Origin of the sequence: Streptomyces cellostaticus (genome assembly GCF_001513965.1) — a bacterium.
Lineage (GTDB): Bacteria > Actinomycetota > Actinomycetes > Streptomycetales > Streptomycetaceae > Streptomyces > Streptomyces cellostaticus.
The window spans coordinates 290,148-315,114 of the sequence record NZ_KQ948023.1; the positions used below are offsets into that span (position 1 = coordinate 290,148).

General features: G+C 70.1%; 21 protein-coding genes and 5 tRNA genes. 14 read left to right on the top strand and 12 right to left on the bottom strand.

From position 1 onward, the window contains the following. Nucleotides 1-57: 57 nt before the first annotated feature. Nucleotides 58-1,524, bottom strand: coding sequence for an MFS transporter (locus AQI88_RS19785; protein WP_067000793.1), 1,467 nt, complete (start codon nucleotides 1,522-1,524; stop codon nucleotides 58-60). A 96-nt stretch (nucleotides 1,525-1,620) separates the two neighbouring features. Between AQI88_RS19785 and AQI88_RS19790 the strand changes: the two genes are divergently transcribed. The 6 genes from AQI88_RS19790 to purM all read left to right on the top strand — a co-directional run bounded on the left by AQI88_RS19790 (nucleotide 1,621) and on the right by purM (nucleotide 6,385). Beyond that, complete coding sequence (locus AQI88_RS19790; RefSeq protein WP_067000796.1) at nucleotides 1,621-2,259, top strand: TetR/AcrR family transcriptional regulator; 639 nt, start codon at nucleotides 1,621-1,623, stop codon at nucleotides 2,257-2,259. A gap of 10 nt (nucleotides 2,260-2,269) precedes the next feature. Further along, entirely contained in the window at nucleotides 2,270-3,067 is a 798-nt protein-coding gene (locus AQI88_RS19795; protein ID WP_067000799.1) for a maleylpyruvate isomerase family mycothiol-dependent enzyme, read from the top strand. A gap of 56 nt (nucleotides 3,068-3,123) precedes the next feature. Next, a complete protein-coding gene (locus tag AQI88_RS19800) occupies nucleotides 3,124-3,546 on the top strand; it encodes an META domain-containing protein (protein ID WP_244184226.1) in 423 nt (140 codons plus the stop codon). Nucleotides 3,547-3,563: 17 nt separating this feature from the next. Continuing rightward, complete coding sequence (locus AQI88_RS48510; RefSeq protein ID WP_279616557.1) at nucleotides 3,564-3,686, top strand: hypothetical protein; 123 nt, start codon at nucleotides 3,564-3,566, stop codon at nucleotides 3,684-3,686. A 61-nt stretch (nucleotides 3,687-3,747) separates the two neighbouring features. Beyond that, nucleotides 3,748-5,277 (top strand): amidophosphoribosyltransferase, encoded by a 1,530-nt coding sequence (gene purF, locus AQI88_RS19805; RefSeq protein WP_067000805.1) that lies wholly within the window; start codon nucleotides 3,748-3,750, stop codon nucleotides 5,275-5,277. Nucleotides 5,278-5,311: 34 nt separating this feature from the next. After that, nucleotides 5,312-6,385 carry a phosphoribosylformylglycinamidine cyclo-ligase gene (gene purM / locus AQI88_RS19810; RefSeq protein ID WP_067000807.1) on the top strand — a complete coding sequence of 358 codons (1,074 nt, stop codon included), beginning with the start codon at nucleotides 5,312-5,314 and terminating at the stop codon, nucleotides 6,383-6,385. A 66-nt stretch (nucleotides 6,386-6,451) separates the two neighbouring features. Here purM and AQI88_RS19815 read toward each other — a convergent pair whose 3' ends face one another. Together AQI88_RS19815 and AQI88_RS19820 are read right to left on the bottom strand one after the other, a co-directional pair. Beyond that, the gene (locus AQI88_RS19815) at nucleotides 6,452-6,703 is read right to left on the bottom strand and encodes a DUF3073 domain-containing protein (RefSeq protein WP_067000810.1); all 252 of its coding nucleotides are present in this window, start codon (nucleotides 6,701-6,703) and stop codon (nucleotides 6,452-6,454) included. 319 nt (nucleotides 6,704-7,022) lie between these two features. Next, the gene (locus tag AQI88_RS19820; protein WP_067000813.1) at nucleotides 7,023-8,120 is read right to left on the bottom strand and encodes a Leu/Phe/Val dehydrogenase; all 1,098 of its coding nucleotides are present in this window, start codon (nucleotides 8,118-8,120) and stop codon (nucleotides 7,023-7,025) included. Nucleotides 8,121-8,320: 200 nt separating this feature from the next. Here AQI88_RS19820 and AQI88_RS19825 point away from each other — a divergent pair, with 200 nt between their 5' ends. Both AQI88_RS19825 and bldC read left to right on the top strand, forming a co-directional pair. Continuing rightward, on the top strand, nucleotides 8,321-9,163 hold the full coding sequence (locus AQI88_RS19825) for a DUF8083 family protein (RefSeq protein ID WP_067000816.1): 843 nt from the start codon (nucleotides 8,321-8,323) through the stop codon (nucleotides 9,161-9,163). 519 nt (nucleotides 9,164-9,682) lie between these two features. After that, on the top strand, nucleotides 9,683-9,889 hold the full coding sequence (gene bldC / locus AQI88_RS19830; protein WP_003949541.1) for a developmental transcriptional regulator BldC: 207 nt from the start codon (nucleotides 9,683-9,685) through the stop codon (nucleotides 9,887-9,889). Between the two features lie 461 nt (nucleotides 9,890-10,350). Here bldC and AQI88_RS19835 read toward each other — a convergent pair whose 3' ends face one another. The 9 genes from AQI88_RS19835 to AQI88_RS19875 all read right to left on the bottom strand — a co-directional run bounded on the left by AQI88_RS19835 (nucleotide 10,351) and on the right by AQI88_RS19875 (nucleotide 17,348). Next, nucleotides 10,351-10,542 (bottom strand): DUF6274 family protein, encoded by a 192-nt coding sequence (locus AQI88_RS19835; RefSeq protein ID WP_067000820.1) that lies wholly within the window; start codon nucleotides 10,540-10,542, stop codon nucleotides 10,351-10,353. Nucleotides 10,543-10,687: 145 nt separating this feature from the next. After that, a tRNA-Asp gene (locus tag AQI88_RS19840) sits at nucleotides 10,688-10,762 on the bottom strand. Nucleotides 10,763-10,856: 94 nt separating this feature from the next. Further along, a complete protein-coding gene (gene hrpA, locus AQI88_RS19845; protein WP_067000823.1) occupies nucleotides 10,857-14,813 on the bottom strand; it encodes an ATP-dependent RNA helicase HrpA in 3,957 nt (1,318 codons plus the stop codon). Between the two features lie 58 nt (nucleotides 14,814-14,871). Beyond that, a complete protein-coding gene (locus tag AQI88_RS19850; protein ID WP_067000826.1) occupies nucleotides 14,872-15,183 on the bottom strand; it encodes a hypothetical protein in 312 nt (103 codons plus the stop codon). A gap of 5 nt (nucleotides 15,184-15,188) precedes the next feature. Then, nucleotides 15,189-15,377 carry a DivIVA domain-containing protein gene (locus AQI88_RS19855; RefSeq protein WP_067000829.1) on the bottom strand — a complete coding sequence of 63 codons (189 nt, stop codon included), beginning with the start codon at nucleotides 15,375-15,377 and terminating at the stop codon, nucleotides 15,189-15,191. A 71-nt stretch (nucleotides 15,378-15,448) separates the two neighbouring features. Continuing rightward, nucleotides 15,449-15,522: transfer RNA gene (locus AQI88_RS19860), tRNA-Phe, on the bottom strand. 24 nt (nucleotides 15,523-15,546) lie between these two features. Further along, nucleotides 15,547-15,621, bottom strand: a tRNA-Asp gene (locus AQI88_RS19865). Between the two features lie 38 nt (nucleotides 15,622-15,659). Next, nucleotides 15,660-15,732, bottom strand: a tRNA-Glu gene (locus tag AQI88_RS19870). A gap of 80 nt (nucleotides 15,733-15,812) precedes the next feature. Further along, a complete protein-coding gene (locus AQI88_RS19875; protein WP_067000832.1) occupies nucleotides 15,813-17,348 on the bottom strand; it encodes a metallophosphoesterase family protein in 1,536 nt (511 codons plus the stop codon). A gap of 82 nt (nucleotides 17,349-17,430) precedes the next feature. Between AQI88_RS19875 and AQI88_RS19880 the strand changes: the two genes are divergently transcribed. The 6 genes from AQI88_RS19880 to AQI88_RS19905 all read left to right on the top strand — a co-directional run bounded on the left by AQI88_RS19880 (nucleotide 17,431) and on the right by AQI88_RS19905 (nucleotide 24,832). Next, nucleotides 17,431-17,781: a metallopeptidase family protein gene (locus AQI88_RS19880; protein ID WP_067000955.1), complete on the top strand. Its 351-nt coding sequence runs from the start codon at nucleotides 17,431-17,433 to the stop codon at nucleotides 17,779-17,781. A gap of 119 nt (nucleotides 17,782-17,900) precedes the next feature. Beyond that, nucleotides 17,901-18,413, top strand: a complete 513-nt coding sequence (locus AQI88_RS19885) for a hypothetical protein (protein ID WP_067000958.1) — start codon at nucleotides 17,901-17,903, stop codon at nucleotides 18,411-18,413. A gap of 214 nt (nucleotides 18,414-18,627) precedes the next feature. Next, a complete protein-coding gene (locus tag AQI88_RS19890) occupies nucleotides 18,628-20,745 on the top strand; it encodes a DEAD/DEAH box helicase (protein WP_067000835.1) in 2,118 nt (705 codons plus the stop codon). Between the two features lie 213 nt (nucleotides 20,746-20,958). After that, nucleotides 20,959-23,106, top strand: a complete 2,148-nt coding sequence (locus AQI88_RS19895; RefSeq protein ID WP_067000838.1) for an FG-GAP repeat domain-containing protein — start codon at nucleotides 20,959-20,961, stop codon at nucleotides 23,104-23,106. 48 nt (nucleotides 23,107-23,154) lie between these two features. Next, nucleotides 23,155-24,660, top strand: coding sequence for an amino acid permease (locus AQI88_RS19900; RefSeq protein WP_067000841.1), 1,506 nt, complete (start codon nucleotides 23,155-23,157; stop codon nucleotides 24,658-24,660). Between the two features lie 99 nt (nucleotides 24,661-24,759). After that, a tRNA-Lys gene (locus tag AQI88_RS19905) sits at nucleotides 24,760-24,832 on the top strand. The last annotated feature ends 135 nt before the right edge of the window (nucleotides 24,833-24,967 follow it).

The following is a 24,967-nucleotide window of genomic DNA, read 5'->3' on the forward strand; positions in this document are numbered from 1 at the left end:
CTGTTTCTAGAATCTTTTTCTAGAAATGGGGGGTCTCCGTCGTTTCTTCACCGAGGCTCACACCGCCACCGTCTCCCGTGCGGGCTCCGTCTCCCGCACCGGGCCGCCCTTCGGCAGGCGCAGCGCCAGCAGCAGGCACAGCAGCATCACACCGGCCCCGCACAGGAACACCGTGTCCAGCGCGGAGACGTACGCCGTCACGCCCTGCGCGTGCGCGGCGCCCCGCAGTGCCGCGAGGGAGCCGACGTCGCCGGGGCCGTCGTACAGGCGGTTGATCAGGGTGCCGAAGAGGGCGGCGCCGAGGGCCGTGCCGAGGGTCTGGAAGAAGCGGGCGGCCGTGGTGGCGACGCCGAGCTGATGGCGGGGCGCCGCCTGCTGCACCAGCTGGATCAGCTGGCCGAGGAGCTGGCCGAGGGCGATGCCGACGAGCAGCAGGACGGCACGCAGCTGCCACAGCGAGGTGTGGGTGCCGGTGGTGGCCAGGAGCAGGAAGGCCACCGTGCCCGTGCAGGCGCCGCTGATCGTGAACGTCCGCTCGGACCAGCCGCGTTCGGCGAGCCGGCCGGTGACGAGGCCGACCGCCATGATGCCGGCCGCCATCGGGATGAGGAACAGCCCGGCGGAGGAGCTGGCGATGCCGCGGGCGACCTGGAGGTAGACCAGGACGTAGTACATCGCGCCGGTCATGGCCGCGCCGATCAGTCCCTGGATCGCGAAGCCGAGGCGCAGCTCGGGGACGCGGAACAGCGCGGGCGGCAGGATCGGTTCGGCGGCCGTGAACTGGCGGTGCAGGAAGAGGCCGAGCGCGGCTGCCGAGGCCAGGGCCAGGCCGAGTATCTGCGGGGACGCCCAGGCGTACTGCTTGCCGCCCCACTCGGTGACCAGCAGGAGCGTGGTGGAGAAGGCGGCGGCGAGGGCCGCGCCGGGATAGTCGATCGCGTGGCGGGTGGTGTGCCGGGGGAGCTTGAGTACGACCACGGCGGCGGCCAGCGCGGCGATGCCGAGCGGCAGGTTGAGGTAGAACGCCCAGCGCCAGCTCGCGTGGTCGGCGAGGAAGCCGCCGAGCCACGGGCCGACGGCCATGCCGCCGCCCGCCACGATCCCGCCGGTGCCTGCGCCCTTGTTCTTCTTCTCCCCCGGCCCCTTCAGCTGGGCGATCACGACCATCGTGACGCTCATCAGCCCGCCCGCGCCGACGCCCTGCACGGCCCGGGAGGCGATCAGCCAGCCGAGTGACGGGGCCGCGCCGCACAGTGCCGAGCCGGCCAGGAAGGCGCCGAGAGCGCCGACGAAGACCTGCTTGGCGCCGAGCGCGTCGCACAGCCTGCCGTAGAGCGGGAGCATCGCGGCGGAGGCCAGCGAGAAGGCGCTGACCAGCCAGGGGATCGTGGCGAGGCCGTGTCTGGGATCGAGGTCCGTGACGATCGGGACGGTCGCCGCGGACACGATCTGCATGTCCAGGACCGCCAGGACGATCGTGACGAGACAGACGAGGAGGCTGACTTTGCGCTGGGTCTCGGTCATGGGCCTCACCATGCCCGGTGTTCATGTACCGAGTCAATGTTTTAGCTCGGATGAGAATTGAGCCCAGCTTAAATTTCATCGCGGTAAGGTGTCCGCATGGCTGAACCGATGGGGCTGCGCGAGCGCAAGAAGCTGCAGACGGCGACGCGGATCTACCGGGTGGCCGTCGGCCTGTTCGTGGAGCGGGGCTTCGACCACGTCTCCGTGCAGGAGATCGCCGACGCCGCCGAGGTGTCGAAGATGACCGTCTTCAACTACTTCCGTACCAAGGAGGACCTGGTCTTCCACCCCATGGAGGAGCACTTCTCCGACGCGGCCCGCGCGGTGCGGGAACGGCAGCCCGGAGAGTCCGCCGTGGCCGCCGTACGCCGGCAGTTCCTGGAGCTGGTGGAGAGCCGTGACCCCTCGGTCGGGCTGAACCCCGAGCCGCTCTCCCGGCAGGTCAGGCAACTCGTGATGGGCACCCCGGTCCTGATGGAGCGTGCCTTCCTCACGTTCCAGAAGGGCACCAGGGAACTGGCCGACCTGCTGGCCGCCGAGACGGGCGACCTGATGCTGGCCACGGTCGCCGCCGCCACCCTCAGCGCCGCCCGCAACGCCCTCGTCGAGGAGCACCACCGCCGTATCGCCGAGGGTGAAAGCGCGGACCAGGTCGCCGCCGACGCCGCCGAGCGGGCCCGGAAGGCCTTTGACCTGGTGGAAAAGGGCCTGAAGGACTACGCCGTGAAGGCATAGGCTCACCGCCATGCCCCCGGCCAAGAAGCGCGCCCGCAGCTACGACCCCGCCAAGACCCGCGCCGCGGTCTTCGCCCAGCTCGGCAACGTACGGGAGGCCGTGCGCGGCCTCACCGCCGAGCAACTCGCCCTGCCCACGCGGCTCGGCGAGTGGACCGTACGCGAGCTGGTCGCGCACATCGGCATGGCCGTCACGGCCGTCCACCGGGCCCTGGACCGGCCGGCCCCGCCGAAGCAGGACGTGCAGGTCGTCGAGTGGCCCTTCGCCACCGCCGCGAACTCCGCCGCGATCGCCGACTTCACCCGGAACGTCGCCGCCGAGCACCCCGACCTCGACGCCTACCTCGCCGACGTCGAGCAGAGCCTGCACACCCTGCTCGACGCCCACCCCGGCAGCCGGCTCCTGGAGACCAACGCCGGCGCGCTTCCCCTCGACGACTACCTCGTCACCCGTACCGTCGAACTCGTCGCCCACACCGACGACCTCAACGCCGCGGTCCCCGGCCTGGACGTGCCGTACGACCGCCAGGCCCTCGCCGCCGCCACCCGGCTGCTCGCCGACGCGCTCGCCGTGCAGGCGCCCGGCGGCTCCACCGAGGTGCGCGTGCCGCCGTACGCCGTGGTGCAGTGCATCGAGGGGCCCCGGCACACCCGCGGCACGCCGCCCAACGTCGTGGAGACCGATCCGCTGACCTGGATCCGGCTCGCCACCGGGCGGCTGGCCTGGACGGACGCCGTCGAGGAGGCCAGGGTCAGCGCGAGCGGGGAGCGCGCCGACCTCGGGGATCTGCTGCCGCTGATGGCGTGACGGAACCGGCGGCCCCAGCAGACCGTCGAATCCCCATGAACCGGCACAAGCAGCACATGATTCTGACGATGGCCGCCACGCTCGTCCCGCTCACGCTGGCCTGTGCCAGTGCCCAGGGCGCACCGACGGGGCAGCCCGTGACCGGCGTCGACTGGCGGGTCGACAGCCTCACCACCCAGGGCACCACCCGGCACGCGCCCACCGCCGCACACCTGCGCATCGACACGGACGGGAAGGCGGCCGGCAACCTCGGCTGCAACCAGTTCGGCGCCCGGGCCACCGTGCACGGCGACCGGATCACGTTCGGTGACCTCTACACGACCAGGATGGCCTGCGAAAAGGACCGGATGGACTTCGAGCGGGCCCTCGCCCGCACGCTCACCACCGGCACGCTCACCGCCCGGGCCGACGACGGGAAGCTGACGCTCACCGACGGCGACGGCGACCGCGTCCACCTCAGCCCGCGCGCACCCGAATGATGTGCGACACCTCACTCATGCATACGGCGAGCGGGCCCCGGGCCGGCGCCCACCGGCCCGCCGCCACCCTGCCCGATCGCCTCAGCACCTCGCTGACCAGTGGAAACGCAGAAACCGCCAAGGTGATCGACAAGCCCTGATCCGTTACGGGCGCGTATCCCCAATTCGGACCAGTGGTCGACCTCGCCTACACTCGGTGGCGTGCCACGTGGTGACGGTCGACTCAATCACGATCTGCTCCCCGGCGAGAAAGGCCCCCAGGACGCGTGTGGCGTCTTCGGTGTCTGGGCTCCGGGCGAAGAGGTCGCAAAGCTCACGTACTTCGGGCTCTACGCCCTCCAGCACCGGGGTCAGGAATCCGCGGGAATCGCGGTCAGCAACGGCTCCCAGATCCTCGTCTTCAAGGACATGGGCCTGGTCTCCCAGGTCTTCGACGAAACCTCTCTCGGTTCGCTCCAGGGTCACATCGCGGTCGGACACGCCCGCTACTCGACCACCGGCGCCTCCGTGTGGGAGAACGCCCAGCCGACGTTCCGCGCCACCGCGCACGGCTCGATCGCGCTCGGCCACAACGGCAACCTGGTCAACACGGCGCAGCTCGCCGAGATGGTCGCCGCCCTGCCGAAGGACACCAACGGCCGGTCCACCAGGGTCGCGGCCACCAACGACACCGACCTGCTGACGGCCCTGCTGGCCGCCCAGGTCGACGAGGACGGCAAGCCGCTGACCATCGAGGAGGCCGCACACGCGGTGCTCCCGAAGGTGCGGGGCGCCTTCTCGCTCGTCTTCATGGACGAGCACACCCTCTACGCCGCCCGTGACCCGCAGGGCATCCGCCCGCTGGTCCTCGGCCGCCTGGAGCGCGGCTGGGTGGTCGCCTCCGAGTCCGCCGCCCTGGACATCTGCGGTGCCAGCTTCGTGCGGGAGATCGAGCCGGGCGAGTTCGTCGCCATCGACGAGAACGGCCTGCGCACCTCCCGGTTCGCGGAAGCGAAGCCCAAGGGCTGTGTCTTCGAGTACGTGTACCTGGCCCGCCCGGACACCGACATCGCCGGCCGGAACGTGTACCTCTCCCGGGTGGAGATGGGCCGCCGCCTGGCCAAGGAGGCGCCCGTCGAGGCCGACCTGGTCATAGCGACCCCGGAGTCCGGCACCCCGGCCGCCATCGGCTACGCGGAGGCCTCCGGCATCCCCTTCGGCGCCGGCCTGGTGAAGAACGCCTACGTCGGCCGCACCTTCATCCAGCCCTCGCAGACCATCCGCCAGCTCGGCATCCGCCTGAAGCTGAACCCGCTGAAGGAAGTCATCAAGGGCAAGCGCCTGGTCGTCGTGGACGACTCGATCGTGCGCGGCAACACCCAGCGGGCGCTCGTGCGGATGCTGCGCGAGGCCGGGGCCGCCGAGGTCCACATCCGGATCTCCTCGCCGCCCGTGAAGTGGCCCTGCTTCTTCGGCATCGACTTCGCCACGCGTGCGGAGCTGATCGCCAACGGCATGACCATCGAGGAGATCGGCACCTCGCTCGGCGCCGACTCCCTGGCGTACATCTCCCTCGACGGCATGATCGAGGCGACCGCCATCGCCAAGCCGAACCTGTGCCGCGCCTGCTTCGACGGCGAGTACCCGATGGAGCTGCCGGACCCCGAGCTGCTCGGCAAGCAGCTCCTGGAGACCGAGCTGGCGGCCGGTCCGGCCGGCACGGCCGCGGCCGACGCGATCCGTCGCCCGTAAGCCCCGTAGAACCCAACCCGAAAGATCCCAGGCAATGTCTGAGAGCCGTTCCACCGGTGCTTCCTACGCGGCTGCCGGAGTCGACATCGAGGCGGGCGACCGCGCCGTCGAGCTGATGAAGGAGTGGGTGAAGAAGACCCAGCGGCCCGAGGTCCTGGGCGGCCTCGGCGGCTTCGCCGGGCTCTTCGACGCCTCCGCCCTCAAGCGCTACGAACGTCCCCTGCTCGCCTCCGCGACCGACGGCGTCGGCACGAAGGTCGACATCGCGCGCCGGCTGGGCGTCTACGACACCATCGGCCACGACCTGGTCGCCATGGTCATGGACGACATCGTGGTGTGCGGTGCCGAGCCGCTGTTCATGACGGACTACATCTGCGTCGGCAAGGTCCACCCCGAGCGGGTCGCCGCGATCGTCAAGGGCATCGCGGAGGGCTGTGTGCTGGCCGGCTGCGCCCTGGTGGGCGGCGAGACGGCCGAGCACCCGGGGCTGCTGGGCGAGGACGACTTCGACGTCGCCGGCGCCGGTACGGGCGTCGTGGAGGCCGACCGGCTGCTGGGCGCGGATCGTATCCGTAAGGGTGACACGGTGATCGCCATGGCGGCCTCCGGGCTTCACTCGAACGGGTACTCCCTGGTCCGCCACGTCCTGCTGGACCGGGCGGGCATGGACCTGGAGACGGAGGTCGCGGAGCTCGGCCGCACCCTCGGCGAGGAACTGCTGGAGCCCACCAAGATCTACTCGCTGGACTGCCTGGCGCTGACCCGCACCACCGAGGTGCACGCGTACAGCCACATCACCGGCGGCGGACTCGCGGCCAACCTGGCCCGGGTCATCCCGGACGAGCTGCACGCGACCGTCGACCGTGCCACCTGGACCCCGGGTGCGATCTTCGACCTGGTCGGCAGGACCGGCGACGTCGAGCGCCTGGAGCTGGAGAAGACCCTCAACATGGGCGTCGGCATGATCGCGATCGTGCCGGAGGAGTCCACGGACGTGGCCCTCGCGACCCTGGCCGACCGCGGGGTCGACGCATGGGTGGCGGGAGAGATCACGGACCGCGGCGACAAGGAGACCGGCGCCGAGCTGGTCGGCGACTACCTGGTCTGAACCTGCGGGTAGCACAGAAGCCGGTCGGTGGCAGTGCCACCGACCGGATAAGTGCTCAGTGCAAGGTCAAGCGCCGCGACGGTGTTGTGAGGGACCTTCGTCCTCGTCCTCGTCGTCGTCCTCATAGAGGTCGGCGTACCGAGAGTAAAGATCGTCCTCGTCATGCTCATCGTCCTCGAACGGCTCGCCGTTCGGCGGCTGGCTCGAAGTCGATGCGCCCAGTTCACTGGCCAGACGTGACAGGTCAGTCCCACCGCTGTTGTACTTCAGCTGGCGGGCGACCTTTGTCTGCTTGGCCTTGGCCCGGCCGCGCCCCATGGCTCGACCCCCTCGGTGACGGGGCTTGACAACCCCAGAGTCTGACACGCGTTCATGATCCGGAACGGACCCTCCGCAGAGAGGCCGGTCCGTAGGGCTTCCACGGTACCTGAGCCCGCGCCCATACGGTACGTCGCCCGCAGCACGCGCGTCTGCCCAGGACCCTCGAGGCGCCCTGTCCTCGCTGGTCAGTGGCGATTTTAACCACTTATCGGGGTGCGACCCGCCGGTGGAAGTGAGAGTTCTCTCTAAGTTCCCGCCGGCGGGTACCGGTCATGTGTGCGATCGGACACCCGGCCGGGGTCCGATCGCACCCGGATCAGCGCGCCGCGCGGGCGTCGGCCATGCGCTGCTCGGCGATCCGGTCGGCCGCGGCGGCCGGCGGAATCCCGTCTTCCTTCGCACGTGCGAATATGGCCAGCGTGGTGTCGAAGATCTTCGCCGCCTTCGCCTTGCACCGGTCGAAGTCGAACCCGTGCAACTCGTCGGCCACCTGGATGACCCCGCCGGCGTTCACCACGTAGTCCGGCGCGTAGAGGATCCCGCGGTCGGCGAGGTCCTTCTCCACACCCGGGTGGGCGAGCTGGTTGTTGGCGGCGCCGCACACCACCTGGGCGGCGAGCACCGGCACGGTGTCGTCGTTCAGGGCGCCGCCGAGGGCGCAGGGGGCGTAGATGTCGAGGCCCTCCACCCGGATCAGCGCATCGGTGTCGGCGACGGCCGTCACGCCCTGCGGGTACTGCTCGAGGATCCGCTGGACGGCGTCGGCGCGGACGTCCGTGACGACGACCTCGGCGCCCTCGTCGCGCAGGTGGCGCACCAGGTGGTGGCCGACCTTGCCGACGCCCGCGATGCCGACCTTGCGGCCGCGCAGCGAGGGGTCGCCCCACAGGTGCTGGGCGGAGGCGCGCATGCCCTGGTAGACGCCGAAGGCGGTGAGCACGGAGGAGTCGCCGGCCCCGCCGTTCTCGGGGGAGCGGCCGGTGGTCCAACGGCACTCGCGGGCCACGACGTCCATGTCGGCGACGTAGGTGCCGACGTCGCACGCGGTGACGTAGCGGCCGCCGAGCGAGGCGACCATGCGCCCGTAGGCGAGCAGCAGTTCCTCGGTCTTGTCGCGCTCCGGGTCGCCGATGATCACGGCTTTGCCACCGCCGTGGTCGAGTCCGGCCATGGCGTTCTTGTACGACATCCCGCGCGCGAGGTTGAGGGCGTCGGCGACAGCCTCGGCCTCGGTCGCGTACGGGTAGAAGCGCGTGCCGCCGAGGGCCGGGCCCAGGGCGGTGGAGTGGATGGCGATCACGGCCTTGAGGCCGCTGGCGCGGTCCTGGCAGAGCACGACCTGCTCATGGCCGCCCTGGTCCGAGTGGAACAGGGTGTGCAGGACATCAGCAGGTGCGCCGGTTACGTCGGTCACTGTGGTGACTCCTGTGTAAATAGCGGCGGGTGGGGCTCAGCCCCCGTGCGGGTGGCGGGTGCTGTGGCATGAGCGTAGGCCCTGTGCCCACCAGCCATCCGCGCAGTGTTCAGGATCACTCTCCCGCGCCTCTCGCGCACGCATCTCCGTGGGACGATTTGCAAGGGTTTCGAGCCGGGTCCGATGGGGAGGGAGCAGGCGTGCCCAAGGTGTCCTCCGTGGTCGTCCCCTATGCCACGTACCTGCGTGTCTACGAGCCGCTGGCCGCCTTCCCGGAGCCGGAGCGCACCCACTGGGCGCGCTACGCCCGGCGCCCCGACCGCCCCTCCTACCAGGACGAACTGCGCCGCTCGCTCGCCGATTTGCTGCCCACGCCGCCGATCGCGGTGCCGGTGCACGAGAGCAGCGACGCCTTCGTGCTGGACGTCGACGGGGTCGTCTGCGTCTGCCCCTGGCGCACCCGGCTGCGCGGCTGGCAGGCCCTGGGCGACCTCGCCGAGGAGCTGCCGCCGCCGGTGCTGGACGCGGTGCTGCCGCCGCTGGTGCGCGACCAGGCCGCGCAGGACTACGAGCGCTGGCTCGCCCGCAACCCCGATGCCCGCCCGTGGATCCGTACGGCGACCTGGCAGATCCCGCTGAACTGGTTCGTGCTGGTCTCCGACGAGGAGCGCCGGTACGAGAAGGGGTCCGGCGAGGTGCCGCCGATGCTGCGCTACCGCACCCCGATGGTGCAGGCCCGGCGCCGCGTGGCGCGGGCGCTGCGCACGCTGAAGGACACCATCGAGGAAGGGCCGCTGATCGACGGCCTGGTGGACGTGGGCCGCTGGCTGGAGGAGTTCCACCCGCGCTCGCTGGTGGAGCTGGACTACGGCGGCCTGGTGCACGCAGTGCCGGCCGGTCAGTTGGCGGACGACCACTCGGCGGCGGACGTGGCCGACGGCATCGAGGCGCTGCGCCGGGGCGACGGGATGGCCGCCGGGGAGGCGTACGGGCGGCTCGTGGAGCGGTGGCGGGCGGTACGGGACAGGCGTTCTGCGAACTGAGTGACGCAGGTCACGGTCAAAACGTCACTGAACGGCGTACGGTCTACCGCACTTGACCACCTGACGGGACGTTGGTCCCGATCCGGGCTTTTATCCCTAAGCGTGACGGACGGCACTTACACGGCTCTTGCGCCTGTTGCCGACCCTCGTGCCAAAATAGGACAAGGAGCCCGGGGAGGGCTCCGTCCGTCCAGCTATGCTCCACTGTGGGCGGAATCTCAGCATTGCACGCTTTGGGGGGTCTGGTGACTCCTGATCGCCCTGTGACTGATCGTCACAGCGGTGTGACTGTCCGCTATGGCATGGTCCATCGGCTTCCGTCGCTGATGAACACCTGGGAGGGCAATTCCATCGGTTTGGCCGACGCGGCTGGACAGATGGTGTAGTTGTAGTGCCGAGGACAAGCCGTTCGTCCTATAACCGACTCGGCCCGCGTCCGCCATTTCGGGCAACGCGGGTCAAGGTGCAGAATTTAGAGGAAAGAACCGAGAAGGTTCGGTTCTCCCGAGGAGGCCGCTCATGACCGCTCGCACCCCTGATGCCGAGCCGCTGCTGACCCCGGCTGAGGTCGCCACGATGTTCCGCGTGGACCCGAAGACGGTCACGCGGTGGGCGAAGGCCGGCAAGCTCACTTCGATCCGTACGCTCGGCGGGCACCGCCGCTACCGCGAGGCCGAGGTCCGCGCTCTGCTCGCGGGCATCCCGCAGCAGCGCAGCGAGGCCTGAACAACTGCATAACCGGGCAAAACGGCTGGTCCCCCACTGGTCGAGGCGCCCGAAACCCTAGCTCCAAGCGACGCGGGACCTGCCCCAACAGGGCCCACGCCCAAGCCGAAGAGAACGTTGTAGGCAGCGACACAGGGTGCGTCGTAGATCGCGCTGGACTCCGCCGGGTCCAGCGCGATCTTTTTTGTGCGCTGGTCGGGGGTGGGGTGGCGGCCCTGTGAGCGGCCTTGTCGGAGTCTGGGGAGGGTTGTCGGAACGCCTGTGCGCGGCCCCTGGGCGGGGTGCAATTGCACATATTAAATTGACCAGTTGTAGGACGGGGGTAAGTGCCGCCGTTTCAAAAACTCATGCGGTGACTCCCGTCACACACCGGGACGCTTGTTGCCGTCGGCATGTGTGCGCTAATGGAACCACGTGTTCCAGCGTGCCACGCCCGGGCGGGTGTTGGGCCCGCCGGGGGGTCACGCGCTTCGAGGACTCTCGTCCTCCAGTACCTCGTCGCTCGCGTCCTGGGGCCGTGGGCCGGCGTCCATGGCCAGCCGCAGCAGGTGATGACAGATCGGGCAGTGGCGGGTCAGGTGCCGGTAGGACGTGGCAGCCGCCAGATGCGCCCTCAGCAGCGCCCGCGTCTCGTGCCGCGCCGATGCCGCCATACGCCACCTCCAGGGGCCGTACAGGGGGGACGGGCCCTGGTTTCTGGGTACCGGTGGAATGTGACGTCGTCAAGGGCGCCGACGGCTGCGCAGGGCTTCGGCGGAACAGAAGAAGGGCCCCCGACCGGGGGCCCTTCTTCAACTGCGGTCCTGACGGGATTTGAACCCGCGGCCTCCACCTTGACAGGGTGGCGAGCACTCCAAACTGCTCCACAGGACCAGGTTTCGCGGCGCTTGTTGCTGCGTTGCGCTGCGAGAAGGACTGTACAGGAGGGTGAGCCCGCTGGTCGAACTCACCCTCCGTACGGGAGCGATTACGGGACGGCCGCGTCGATCGCCTTCACGATCCGCTTGTCGGAGACCGGGTACGCCGTGCCCAGCGCGTGCGCGAAGTAGCTGACCCGGAGTTCCTCGATCATCCAGCGGATGTCCAGCACCTGCTGCGGCACCGGCCGGCCCTGCGGCAGCTGTTCCAGGAGCCAGGCGTACTCGTCCTGCATCTCGTGGACCTTCTCCATGCGGGTGGTGTCCCGCTGGACGCCGGTCGGCATCTGCTGCAGGCGCCGGTCGGCGGCCACCAGGTAGCGCATCAGGTCGGGCAGCCGCCGTATGCCCGCCCACGTCACGAAACCGGGCTTCACAAGGGCGTCCAGCTGCTTGCGGACGTCCGTCAGGTTCGCCAGGAGGACGGGGCTCTTCACGGCCTTCAGGCGGCGCTCACAGGCCTGCCAGGCGGCCAGCACCTGCTGCACCTGCGCGACCGTACGGACCGTCGTGTCCACGATCTCCGCGCGCACCTTGTCGTACAGCTTGCGGTACGACTCCTCGTCCCACACCGGCCCGCCGAAGTCCGCGATCAGCTTGTCGGCCGCGGCCATCGCGCAGTCGTCGAACAGGGCCTGGACGGAGCCGTGCGGGTTGGCGGAGAGGGCCAGCTTCTGGGCGTTGGTCAGCTTGTCGGACGCGAACTTCGCCGGGTTCACCGGGATGTTGCGCAGGATGAGCCGCCGGGTGCCCTTCCACATCGCCTCGGCCTGCTCGGCCTCGGTGTCGAAGAGGCGGACCGAGACCGTGTCGCCGTCGTCCACCAGCGCCGGGTACGCCTTCACCGGCTGCCCGGCCCGGCGTGTCTCGAAGACCCGGGTGAGCGTGCCGATCGTCCAGTCGGTGAGGCCCTTGCGCTCCAGGGACTCCCCGCCCTGCCGCTCGGCGGTCGCGGCCGCCGCCTGCGAGAGGGCCTTGCGGGCCTTCGGCTTCAGCCGGAGCTTCAGCGCCTCCAGGTCCTTGTCCTCGGCGACCTTGCGCCGCCGCTCGTCCACGATCCTGAAGGTGATCTTCAGATGGTCGGGGACCTTCGCCCAGTCGAAGTCGTCCGCCTCGAAGGGGACGCCGACCATGCGCTTCAGCTCCCGGGCCATGGTGAGCGTCAGCGGCTCCTGGAGCGGCACCGCACGCTCCAGGAACGCCTTCGCGTAGTTCGGCGCGGGCACGTAGTGGCGGCGGACCGGCTTCGGGAGGGAGCGGATCAGCTCCGTCACCACCTCCTCGCGCAGGCCCGGGATCTGCCAGTCGAAGCCCTCGTCGGTGACCTGGTTGAGTACCTGGAGCGGGATGTGCACGGTGACACCGTCGGCGTCCGCGCCCGGCTCGAACTGGTACGTCACCCGGAACTTGAGCGGACCCTGGCGCCACGAGTCCGGGTAGTCGGCCTTGGTGACCGCCTCCGCCGACTCGCGGATGAGCATCTCGCGTTCGAAGTCGAGGAAGTCGGGCTGCTCGGTCCGTTTCCGCTTCCACCAGGAGTCGAAGTGGGCACCGGAGACGACGTGCTCGGGCACTCGCTGGTCGTAGAAGTCGAACAGCGTGTCGTCGTCCACGACGATGTCCCGGCGCCGCGCCCGGTGCTCCAACTCCTCGACTTCGCTGAGGAGTCTGCGGTTGTCCGCGAAGAACTTGTGGTGCGTGCGCCAGTCGCCCTCGACCAGCGCGTTGCGGATGAACAGTTCCCTGGAGACCTCCGCGTCGATCCGGCCGTAGTTCACCTTCCGCTGGGCGACGATCGGGACGCCGTACAGCGTCACCTTCTCGTACGCCATCACGGCCGCCTGGTCCTTCTCCCAGTGCGGTTCGCTGTACGTCCGCTTGAGGAGGTGCTCGGCGAGCGGCTCGACCCACTCGGGCTCGATCTTCGCGTTGACCCGGGCCCACAGCCGGGAGGTCTCCACGAGTTCGGCGGACATCAGGAACCGGGGCTGCTTCCGGAACAGCGCCGAGCCCGGGAAGACCGCGAACTTGGCGCTGCGGGCGCCCAGGTACTCGTTCTTGTTGCCGTCCTTCACGTCCTTCATCCCGATGTGGGAGAGAAGGCCCGCGAGGAGGGAGACGTGGACGCGGTCGGCCGGGGCGTCAGTACCCGCCGAAGGCTCCCCGAGGTGGATGCCCATCTGCTTGGCCACCGTGCGCAGCTGGCTGTAGATGTCCTGCCATTCGCGAATGCGCAGGAAGTTCAGGTACTCCTGCTTGCACATCCGGCGGAAGGACGACGAGCCGCGCTCCTTCTGCTGCTCGCGGATGTACCGCCACAGGTTCAGGTAGGCGAGGAAGTCGCTCGTATCGTCCTTGAAGCGGGCGTGCTGCTGGTCGGCCTGGGCCTGCTTCTCGGCCGGGCGCTCGCGCGGGTCCTGGATGGACAGTGCGGCCGCGATCACCATGACCTCGCGGACACAGCCGTTCTTGTCGGCCTCCAGGACCATGCGGGCCAGCCGGGGGTCGACGGGCAGCTGGGCCAGCTTGCGGCCGGTGTCGGTGAGGCGTTTGCGCGGGTCCTTCTGCGCGGGGTCCAGCGCGTGCAGCTCCTGGAGCAGCTGGACGCCGTCGCGGATGTTGCGGTGGTCCGGCGGGTCGATGAAGGGGAACTTCTCGATGTCGCCGAGGCCGGCCGCGGTCATCTGGAGGATGACGGAGGCGAGGTTCGTACGGAGGATCTCGGCGTCCGTGAACTCCGGCCGGGCGACGAAGTCGTCCTCGGAGTACAGGCGGATGCAGATGCCGTCGCTCGTACGCCCGCAGCGGCCCTTGCGCTGGTTGGCGCTGGCCTGGGAGACCGGCTCGATGGGCAGCCGCTGGACCTTGGTGCGGTGGCTGTAGCGGCTGATCCGGGCGAAGCCGGGGTCGATGACGTACTTGATGCCCGGGACGGTCAGGGAGGTCTCGGCGACGTTGGTCGCCAGAACGATCCTGCGCCCGGTGTGCGGCTGGAAGACGCGGTGCTGCTCGGCGTGCGAGAGCCGCGCGTAGAGCGGCAGGACCTCGGTGAAGCGGTACTGCTTCCTGGTGAGGGCGTCCGCCGTGTCCCGGATCTCCCGCTCACCGGAGAGGAAGACGAGGATGTCGCCCTTCCCCTCGCCCATCAGCTCCTCGACGGCGTCGGTGATGGCGGTGATCTGGTCCCGGTCGGCGTCCTCGGACTCCTCCTCCAGGAGCGGCCGGTAACGGACCTCCACCGGGTACGTCCGCCCGCTGACCTCGACGATCGGGGCGTCGCCGAAGTGCCGGGAGAAGCGCTCGGGATCGATGGTGGCGGAGGTGATGACGACCTTGAGGTCCGGCCGCTTGGGCAGCAGCTGGGCGAGATAGCCCAGCAGGAAGTCGATGTTGAGGGACCGCTCGTGGGCCTCGTCGATGATGATCGTGTCGTAGGCGCGCAGCTCGCGGTCGGTCTGGATCTCGGCGAGCAGGATGCCGTCCGTCATCAGCTTGACGAAGGTGGCGTCCGGGTTCACCTGGTCGGTGAAGCGGACCTTCCAGCCGACGGCCTCGCCCAGCGGCGTCTTCAGCTCGTCGGCGACGCGCTCGGCGACGGTCCGGGCGGCGATACGGCGGGGCTGGGTGTGCCCGATCATGCCGCGGACGCCACGCCCCAGCTCCATACAGATCTTGGGGATCTGCGTGGTCTTACCGGACCCGGTCTCGCCGGCCACGATGACGACCTGGTGATCGCGGATGGCCTCGGCGATCTGGTCCTTCTTCTGGCTGACCGGGAGCTGCTCCGGATAGGTGACGGCGGGCACACGGGAGCGCCGCTCGTCCATCCGTGCGGCGGCCGTGCCGATCTCGGCCTCGATCTCGGCGAGGACGGCGGCGCGGGCCTCCGGCTTACGGATCTTGCGCGCGCCCTCGAGCCGCCTGCCGAGCCGGTGCGCGTCGCGCAGCGACAGCTCGGTCAGACGGGGGGCGAGGGGGCCGAGGGCGGGGGCTGGATGCGTAGACATACGCGGTCCAGGATCGCACCTCGGGGAAATCACTGGCGAACGATTTGCTCGGGGGCGCTCAGGGCGTGTGCTGATCGGGCGGGGCGGCCTGCGTGCGCTGCCGGCTGAGCCCGTCCCCGAGGGCGATCGACTTCGCGGTGTTGGACACGGCCTTGATGCCCAGGTAGGCGGTGGTCATGCTGCTCACCGCGGTGAATGCGGCGGTCAGCACCCCGACGATCACCGACTTGTCGCCGTTGAGCCGCCACACCCCGATGACCGCGACCGCGGCGATGGCGAGACTGCTGATCACGACCGCGAGCAGCCCGTACCGCGCCCGGACCTTCTCCAGCTCCGTGTCCGGGGTGGTTCTGGTCTCGTTCCGGCTCATCGTCCTCATCCCCTGCTCCGCAGCTGCTCCACGCGTGCGTCCACCTGCGCTCGGTCGTACCCCCGTCGGACGATGTCGAAAACGGGCGGTGCTCCGGATGCCGGGCTTGTGGTCAGGCGGGCCAGATAGGCGTCCACCTGGGCGCGGTCGTAGCCGCGTCGTGCGATGTCGAAACCCCGGAAGTCGTCTTCCATGGCTGCCTCCCCCGGTGCCAAGGGTCGATACGACGAAGGCCCCGTTCTGCTGAACGGGGCCTTCTGAATTGTGGCTGGGGCCGGGGTCGAACCGGCGACCTATCGCTTTTCAGGCGATCGCTCGTACCAACTGAGCTACCCAGCCACGGGGTTTCACGTGAAACCCCAGCGGTCCTGACGGGATTTGAACCCGCGGCCTCCACCTTGACAGGGTGGCGAGCACTCCAAACTGCTCCACAGGACCAAGCTTGTGTGTGCAACAGTGTCGCACACGGTTTTGCGTGCCCCCAACGGGATTCGAACCCGTGCTACCGCCTTGAAAGGGCGGCGTCCTAGGCCGCTAGACGATGAGGGCTATCGGCCCGCCTGGGCGCTTCTCAGCGCGTCGGGGACGTGAGAAGCATATGGGATGGCGGGGGGTATCGCCAAAACGGTTTACGACCTCGATGGCGAAGGCGAGGAGGGGGCCGGGGTCGCACCTGGTTGGTTCTCCTTGGGCAGGTGGCGGCTGACCTCGGCGGTCGTCAGGCCCAGGCCGCCCAGTTTGATCTCGTCCCAGGCCTGGAGGCGGCGGCTGTCACGGTCGAAGTAGAGGATCGAGGCCTCGATCGGGTCCGGGTGCTTCCCCTCCACCGCGCGCAGGCCGCTGCCGCCCGTCGAGCCCTCGATCCGCAGCCGGGTGCCGTACTTCATGACCTCCGTGCCCTCGTGGTGGAGGTGGCCCGCCAGGACCAGGGGTACCTCGCCGTCCGTCTCCCGGGCGGCGGACGGCTCGTGCGCGATGGCCACGTCCACCGGGGTGCCGGCCGCCCGCTGGTCGCGCAGGGCCGTGGCCAGGCGGTCGCCCGCCAGCTGTTCGGCGGCGTTCCCGCCGGGCGTCACCGAGCGGTCGGGGGTGAACTGGGGGTCGCCGATGCCCGCGAAGCGCAGGCCCGCGATCGTCTGGGCCCGGCCGTCGTCCAGGACATGCACGTTCTTCATGCGCTCCAGGTAGCGCTGGGTGACGCGCGAGTCGTGGTTGCCGCGGACCCAGACGTAGGGCGCGCCCAGGTCCTCGACCGGGTCCAGGAAGCCGTTCTCCGCCGCCGTGCCGTGATCCATCGTGTCGCCGGAGTCGACGATCACGTTCACCTTGTACTGCTCCACCAGCGAGGCGATGATCTTCCAGCTCGCCGGGTTGAGGTGGATGTCCGAGACGTGCAGGACCCGGAGGGTGGCGGGGTCCGGCTGGTAGGCCGGGAGCGTGGACGTGACGTCGTACAGCTTCGTCACGTTCGTCACCAGGCGCGCCAACTCCTTCTGGTAGACGTCGAACTCGGTGACGATGTTGCGCGCGTTGCCGACCAGGGACGGTGCCGAGGACAGCAGGCCGGAGAACTTCGGCTCCAGGACCGACTTCGGGTTCCAGGTGGCGTACGCCGTCGCGCCGGAGGCCGCGAGCAGGGTGAGGGCCAGTCCGCCGGCCGCGAGGGCCCGGCGCGGGCGGCGGTAGACGGCGAGGCCGAGGGCGGTCGCCCCGGAGACCACGGCGACCGAGGAGCGTACGGCCAGGTCGAGCGTGCCGTGCTCGACGTCCCGGGCGACCTCGTCCTGGAGACCGGAGAGCCGCTCGGGGTGGTCGACCAGGGCCTGGGAGCGGAGCGGGTCGAGCTGGTCGACGTTCACGTCCAGGCGGACGGGCGCGACATGGCTGTCCAGGGTCAGCGCGCCCAGCGGGGAGACGTTGATCTTCGTGCCGCCGGTGAGGGACGGGCGCAGCGCCATCGTCGTGTTCATCGGGCCGACCGGCGCCCGTACGTTCCCGACGATCAGCAGGCCCAGCCAGGCGCCGACGAGGACCACCGCGGTGAGGCCGAGGGCGCTGAGCCAGGGCCGGGGGCGGGCCGCCGGCTCCAGGGCGGGGAGGGCGGGCGGGGCGCTGGGGGTACGGCGGCTGCGGAGGGCTGCGACGGGGACGCGGACGCGGGCCATTGGTGCCGTATGCCCACGCTCCGGCGCGGATATGCGACGGTTCGCCACACTCGTACGGCCCCTCGTGCCGGACAATGACCAGGTGCTGGAGATGACGCGCGAGGAGTTCGAGGAACTGGTCGGCGAGGCGCTCGACCGGATTCCCCCGGAGCTGATGCGGCTGATGGACAACGTCGCGGTGTTCGTCGAGGACGAACCGCCTGCGGACGATCCGGAGCTGCTCGGGCTGTACGAGGGAACGCCGCTGACCGAGCGGGGCGAGTGGTACGCGGGTGTGCTGCCGGACCGGATCACCGTCTACCGGGGGCCGACGCTCAGGATGTGCGAGAGCCGCGAGGACGTCGTCGCCGAGACCGAGGTCACCGTGGTGCACGAGATCGCCCACCACTTCGGCATCGACGACGCCCGGCTGCATGCGCTCGGCTACGGGTGACCGGCGCGGGGACGCGGGTGACCGGCGGGGCAGGACGACTCGGGCGCGGCGCGTGTCCTCTTGTGGGCGGCGGGAGTTGGGGAGGTTGACTCCCTTTCTTGCCTCCGGAGGTGGCCGCCGTGCGCCCCTTGTACGTACCCGTCCGTCTGGCCGTCACGGTGCTGGCCCTCACGGCCGCCGCCGGCTGTGTGAGCGTGGGTGACGACGCCGGCCGGGCCAGGCCCTCGCACTCGGCGGGGCAGCGGGGCGGTGAGGCGCCCGACGGGGGTCCGGTGGCGGGCCCGGCCGGCCTCGGCTACGGCGGCCGCTCCGGGGACGGAAAGCGCGGGCACGGCGGCAAGGCGAAGCCGGGGGAGTCGGCCTCGCCCTCGGTCACTCCGTCCGCGACGGACAGCGTGCCGGCGCCGCCGCCGAAGCCGGGGAAGCCGGGAAAGACCGCGAATCCGACTCCTACGCACACGGCCGAGCCGACTCCCACACAGACGCCCGAGCCGCAGCCGACGCCGACCGAACAGCCGACGCCCGCCTCGCCCCCGCCGCCGTCCGCCGAACCGTCCTCCTCGGCCCACGAGGAGACGGGAACCCAGCTGGCCCAGCGTGAGCCGGCACCTGAGGCGGGGTCGCCCGCGTAGGCGGTGACCTGGGGATACGGGCTCGGTTTGCGTTAGGGGGTGGTGGGTGCGTATGGTGGTAGATCGTTTGATCCCATTTGCCCGGCGCCACCACAGAGCGCGCCGTGTGGCGCGTACTCTCCCTTGCCGTGGCGGACCGCATTGAGGCGGTCGTGAGCGAATCACGGAGTTGACGGGCGCGTGCCGAAGAGACTCCGGAAGGTTTCGCATTCGCATGTCCGTGTCCAGTACTGATCACATCGTCATGTCCGAGAACACTCAGGACGACGATCTGGTGACCGAGGTCACCGAGACCACTGACACCCCCCAGACCACCTTTGCCGACCTCGGCCTCCCCGAGGGTGTTGTGCGCAAGCTCGCACAGAACGGCGTGACCACCCCCTTCCCGATCCAGGCCGCGACCATCCCGGACGCCCTGACCGGCAAGGACATCCTCGGCCGTGGCCGCACCGGCTCCGGCAAGACCCTCTCCTTCGGTCTGCCCACCCTGGCCACCCTGGCCGGCGGCCGCACCCAGAAGCACAAGCCGCGCGCGGTCATCCTCACCCCGACCCGCGAGCTGGCCATGCAGGTCGCCGACGCCCTCCAGCCGTACGGCGACGTCCTCGGCCTGAAGATGAAGGTCGTCTGCGGCGGTACGTCGATGGGCAACCAGATCTACGCCCTGGAGCGCGGCGTCGACATCCTCGTCGCCACCCCGGGCCGTCTGCGCGACATCATCAACCGCGGCGCCTGCTCCCTGGAGGACGTGCAGATCACCGTCCTCGACGAGGCCGACCAGATGTCCGACCTGGGCTTCCTGCCCGAGGTCACCGAGCTGCTCGACCAGGTCCCGGCGGGCGGCCAGCGCATGCTGTTCTCCGCGACCATGGAGAACGAGATCCAGACCCTCGTCGACCGCTACCTGAACAACCCCGTCTCCCACGAGGTGGACGCGGCCCAGGGCGCGGTGACGACCATGTCCCACCACATCCTCATCGTGAAGCCCAAGGACAAGGCGCCGGTCACCGCGGCCATCGCCTCCCGCAAGGGCCGCACGATCATCTTCGTCCGCACCCAGCTGGGCGCCGACCGTGTCGCCGAGCAGCTGCGTGAGGCGGGCGCGAAGGCCGACGCGCTGCACGGCGGCATGACCCAGGGCGCCCGCACCCGGACGCTGGCGGACTTCAAGGACGGGTACGTCAACGTCCTCGTCGCCACCGACGTCGCCGCGCGCGGTATCCACGTCGACGGCATCGACCTGGTCCTGAACGTCGACCCGGCCGGCGACCACAAGGACTACCTGCACCGCGCAGGCCGCACCGCGCGTGCCGGCCGCACCGGCACGGTCGTCTCCCTCTCCCTGCCGCACCAGCGCCGCCAGATCTTCCGCCTCATGGAGGACGCCGGCGTCGACGCCGCGCGTCACATCATCCAGGGCGCGGGCACCTTCGACCCGGAGGTCGCCGAGATCACCGGCGCCCGCTCCATGACCGAGGTCCAGGCCGAGTCGGCGAACAACGCCGCCCAGCAGGCCGAGCGCGAGGTCTCCCAGCTCACCAAGCAGCTGGAGCGCGCCCAGCGTCGCGCGACCGAGCTGCGCGAGGAGGCCGACCGGCTGGTCGTCCGGGTCGCCCGCGAGCGCGGCGAGGACCCGGAGACGGCGGTCGCCGAGGCCCAGGCGGCCGCGGCGGAGGCCGTGGTCGAGGCGTCCGTGACCGAGGAGCCGGCGGAGCGCGAGACCGAGCGCGAGGAGCGTCCGGCGTCGTACGACCGCCGGGAGCGGCGCGGCTTCGACCGTGACCGTGGCGAGCGGGGCTTCGAGCGCCGTGAGGACCGCGGTGACCGCGGTGGGCGTTCCTTCGAGCGTCGTGACGACCGCCGCCCGTTCGACCGGGACCGCGACCGTGGCTTCGAGCGTCGTGACGACCGCGGCGGCCGTTCCTTCGAGCGCCGTGACGACCGGGGTGACCGCGGTGGCCGTGGCTTCGAGCGCCGTGACGACCGCGGTGGCCGTTCCTTCGAGCGCCGTGACGACCGGGGTGACCGCGGTGGCCGTGGCTTCGAGCGCCGTGACGACCGCGGTGACCGTGGTGGGCGTTCCTTCGAGCGTCGTGACGACCGGGGTGGCCGTGGCTTCGAGCGCCGTGACGACCGCCCGGGCTTCCGCCGCGACGAGCGAGCCGGGCACCGGGGCAGCGACCGTCCGTTCAACCGCGAGCGCCGCGACGACCGCCCGGGCTTCCGCTCGGCCGGTCACGACCGCCCCTACGGCCGTCGTGACGACCACCGCGGCACCGGCGGCTCCTTCGGCCGCCGCGAGGACAAGCCCCGCTGGAAGCGCAACGGCTGACGCAGCCTGAGGCCACCGGCTGACGCCGAGTGATCTGACAAGGGCCCGTACGACTTCGTTCGTACGGGCCCTTTGCGTTGTCTCCGTGGCCCATCTTTTTACCTACCGCTGAAGGTGAAGCGGTTGCTACCATCCGCTCACTTGGCATGGACAGGGCGGCCGAGGGGGAAAACGCCGCCGCCGTGCCGTTCTCGCTTCCCTGGGGAGGGACCCTTGTCTCGGCGTGCACGCGCCCGCTTTTCCACGGTCCGGCGCGGCCGGATCGCCATCGCCCTCGCGGGCCTGGCCGCCCTGGGCGCAGGCTCGCTGACCACCGCGGGCCCGGCGGCCGCGGACACCACGCCCACGCCCGTCCAGACGGACGGTGTGCGGGGCCTCGACTACTCCGGCGGCTTCCTGACCACCGTGGAGCGCACGGCCAGCGGCGTCCAGTGGGTGATCGGGCGGCAGATCTCGCCCGACGGCTCCACGGTGCTGGAGAAGACCTACCGGGGGTTCGCCGGCCCCTTCGGAGACGGCACGCATCTGCAGCAGGTGCCGTGCGACGCCGGGGCCTGCGTACCGCTGCGCTCCACCGGCGACCGGCACGTGGGCTACTTCCAGGTCGACGAGACCGGCAAGGAGCGGGCCCAGATATGGCTGTCCAAGGACACCTACCACTCGGGCGACGAGCCGGCGGTGACCGGCGGCCGCTTCGTGGACGCCACCGGCCGCTACTTCGTCTACGACGCGGCCTCCACCGGCAAGCAGTACGTCGACGCGGTGAACCCCTTCCGGAACGAGGACGTGCGGCTGACCCGCTCCATCACCGCAGCCTCCGTGTGGGGTTCGGTGCTGTGGACGCCGGGTTCGGGCAACGGGACCGTCACCGGGTACGACCTGGAGACGAAGAAGACGGTCCAGACGCTCTCCACCGGCGCGCCCTGCACGGTCAAGGAGCTCCAGGCCGTCGGCCGCTGGATCTACTGGAACTGCGGTCCGGCCGGTGCCGCGGGCGTCTACGACCGTACGGCGAAGAAGGCCGTCACGGTTCCCTCCGGTCCGGCCCTGGTCGGCGACGGCTACCTCGTGCAGCACGACCGCGGCGCGGGCAGGCTGATGCTCACGGACTTCCACACCGGCTCGGCGTCCGCTGCACGCGCGGTGGCCGACCTCCCGGCGGGCGAGAGTGCCGACCAGCGGCGGCTGACCTGGAGCGTGGACAAGTTCGGCGGCGACATCGCCTACGTCGGCCCCGACCAGGCGATCCGGATCGTCCCGAGCGGTGTGCCCACCCAGCCGCTCGTGAAGATCGAGTCGGACCTGGACGACACGTCCCTGGACGCCAAGGGCCGCAACGGCGCGAGCAGCACCTGGGACAGCACCTGGCAGCTGAACAAGCCGGCCGACTGGACCTTCACCGTGAAGGACGAGCAGGGCCGCACGGAACGCACCGTCAAGGGCAGCGGTACGGCCATCGACGTGTCCTGGGACGGAAAGACGGACGCGGGGGCCTACGCGTACAACGGCCGCAAGACCTGGACCCTGACCGCGAGCGCCGCCGAGGGCACCGGCAGCTACTCGACCAGCGGCACGCTCGCGCTCATCGGCGGCCGGCAGGGCTTCCACGACCAGGACGGCTACAGCTACGGCGAGCTGGCCACCCTCAGCTCCTCGGGCGGGCTGACGCTCCACTACACCGAGGGCAAGGGCACCTTCGACTTCAAGCGCACCGGTTCGGGCTGGCCTGCGGGCACCGTCGCCGTGCCCTTCGGCGACATGGGCAGCGACCGCTGCGCCGAGATGCTGATCCGGATGCCGAGCGGCGAGCTGCGCCGCTACACCGGAAAGTGCGACGGCTCGTACACCCCGTCGAGCGGCCACACCTCCCTCGGCACGGGCTGGAACGCGTACGACGTCCTCACCGCGCCCGGCGACCTCACCGGGGACGGCCGGACCGACCTGCTGGCCCGCAAGGCGTCGACCGGGGACGTGTACCTGTTCGCCAACGACGGCGCCGGCAAGCTCAAGGCCGGCGTGAAGATCCGCACCCTGAACGGCTACGCGAAGATCGTGGGCGCCGGCGACCTGACCGGTGACGGCATCGGCGACGTGCTGGCGCTGGACCGGTCCGGCACGCTGTGGCGTTACGACGGCACCGGGACCGGCGGCCTGAAGGACCGGGTCAAGGTCTTCGCCGGCTGGGGCCGCTCCTACAACGCGATCGTGGGCGTCGGCGACATCACCGGCGACGGCAGGAACGACCTGGTCTCCCGGGACACCGCGGGCAACCTCTACCGGAACGCGGGCACGGGGAAGGGGTCGTTCTCGGCGCGCGTGAAGATCGGCAGCGGCTGGGGCGCCTACAAGGGCCTCTTTTAGCCAACTTGTGACGCATGTCACGCCCCCGGCGAGGGAATTGCTGGGGGCATGACAGATGACGCGAGAGTGAGTGGGCTGTCGGACGAGGAACGGCTGGCCCAGCTCGGTTACACCCAGGTCCTCGCCCGCCGTATGTCGGCGTTCTCGAACTACGCCGTCTCCTTCACGATCATCTCGGTCCTGTCCGGCTGCCTGACCCTCTACCTCTTCGGCATGATCACCGGCGGCCCCGCGGTGATCACCTGGGGCTGGGTCGCGGTCGGACTGATGACGCTGTTCGTGGGCCTCTCGATGGCCGAAATCTGCTCCGCCTACCCGACCTCGGCGGGCCTGTACTTCTGGGCCCACCGGCTGGCCCCGCCCCGCTCCGCGGCGGCCTGGGCGTGGTTCACGGGCTGGTTCAACGTGCTGGGCCAGGTGGCCGTGACGGCGGGCATCGACTTCGGCGCGGCCTCCTTCCTCGGCGCCTACCTGAACCTCCAGTTCGACTTCGAGGTGACCCCGGGCCGAACGGTCCTCCTCTTCGCCGCCATCCTGGTCCTGCACGGCCTCCTGAACACCTTCGGCGTCAGGATCGTCGCGTTCCTGAACAGCGTGAGCGTGTGGTGGCACGTGCTGGGCGTCGCAGTGATCGTCGGCGCGCTCGCCCTCGTCCCCGACCACCACCGGTCGACGTCCTTCGTGTTCACGAAGTTCGTCAACGAGACAGGCTGGGGCAGCGGCTTCTACGTGGTCCTCCTGGGCCTCCTCATGGCCCAGTACACCTTCACCGGCTACGACGCCTCCGCCCACATGACGGAGGAGACCCATGACGCGTCGACGGCGGGCCCGAAAGGCATAGTCCGCTCGATCTGGACGTCCTGGATAGCCGGCTTCGTACTCCTGCTCGGCTTCACGTACGCGATCCAGTCGTACGACAAGGAACTGGCGTCCCCGACCGGCGCGCCCCCCGCCCAGATCCTCCTGGACGCGCTGGGAGCGACGACGGGCAAGCTGTTGCTGCTCGTGGTGATCGGCGCCCAGCTCTTCTGCGGCATGGCCTCGGTGACCGCCAACAGCCGCATGATCTACGCCTTTTCCCGCGACGGCGCGCTGCCCTTCTCCCGCGTCTGGCACACCGTCAGCCCCCGCACCCGCACCCCCGTGGCAGCAGTCTGGCTGGCCGCACTCGCGGCTCTCGCGCTGGGCCTGCCCTACCTCATCAACTCGACGGCCTACGCGGCGGTGACATCGATCGCGGTGATCGGCCTCTACATCGCCTACGTCATCCCGACCTTCCTCCGGATCCGCAAGGGCGCCGCCTTCGAACGCGGCCCCTGGCATCTGGGCCGCTGGTCGGGGATCGTCGGCATCGTCTCCGTGACCTGGGTGGCCGTGATCACGGTCCTCTTCATGCTCCCCCAGGTCTCCCCGGTCACCTGGAAGACCTTCAACTACGCCCCGGCCGCCGTCCTGGCCGTCCTGGGCTTCGCGGCCGCCTGGTGGCTGGCCTCGGCCCGCCGCTGGTTCCTCAACCCGGCCCGGACCCCGGCTCCCGAGCCGGTCGAAAAGTAGCCACACCCACCCGCTCCGCCCACCCGACGCGGCCGTGTCCCCGATACCCGATCGGAGACACGGCCCGCTCCGGCTATGCTCAGACAGGCAACATCGCCTGGGCCCTTAGCTCAATTGGCAGAGCAGTGGACTTTTAATCCATTGGTTGTGGGTTCGAGTCCCACAGGGCCTACGGCTGCAGGAGAGGGGAAACCTCCTCTGACCTGCTGTGCAGCGCTCGGGTCGGCTTCGGCTGACCCGAGCGCTGCTTCGTTTTCGGGCCCTTGCGTGAGCGATGCGTGAGCGGGAGTGCTCGCGGCCTGCGGAT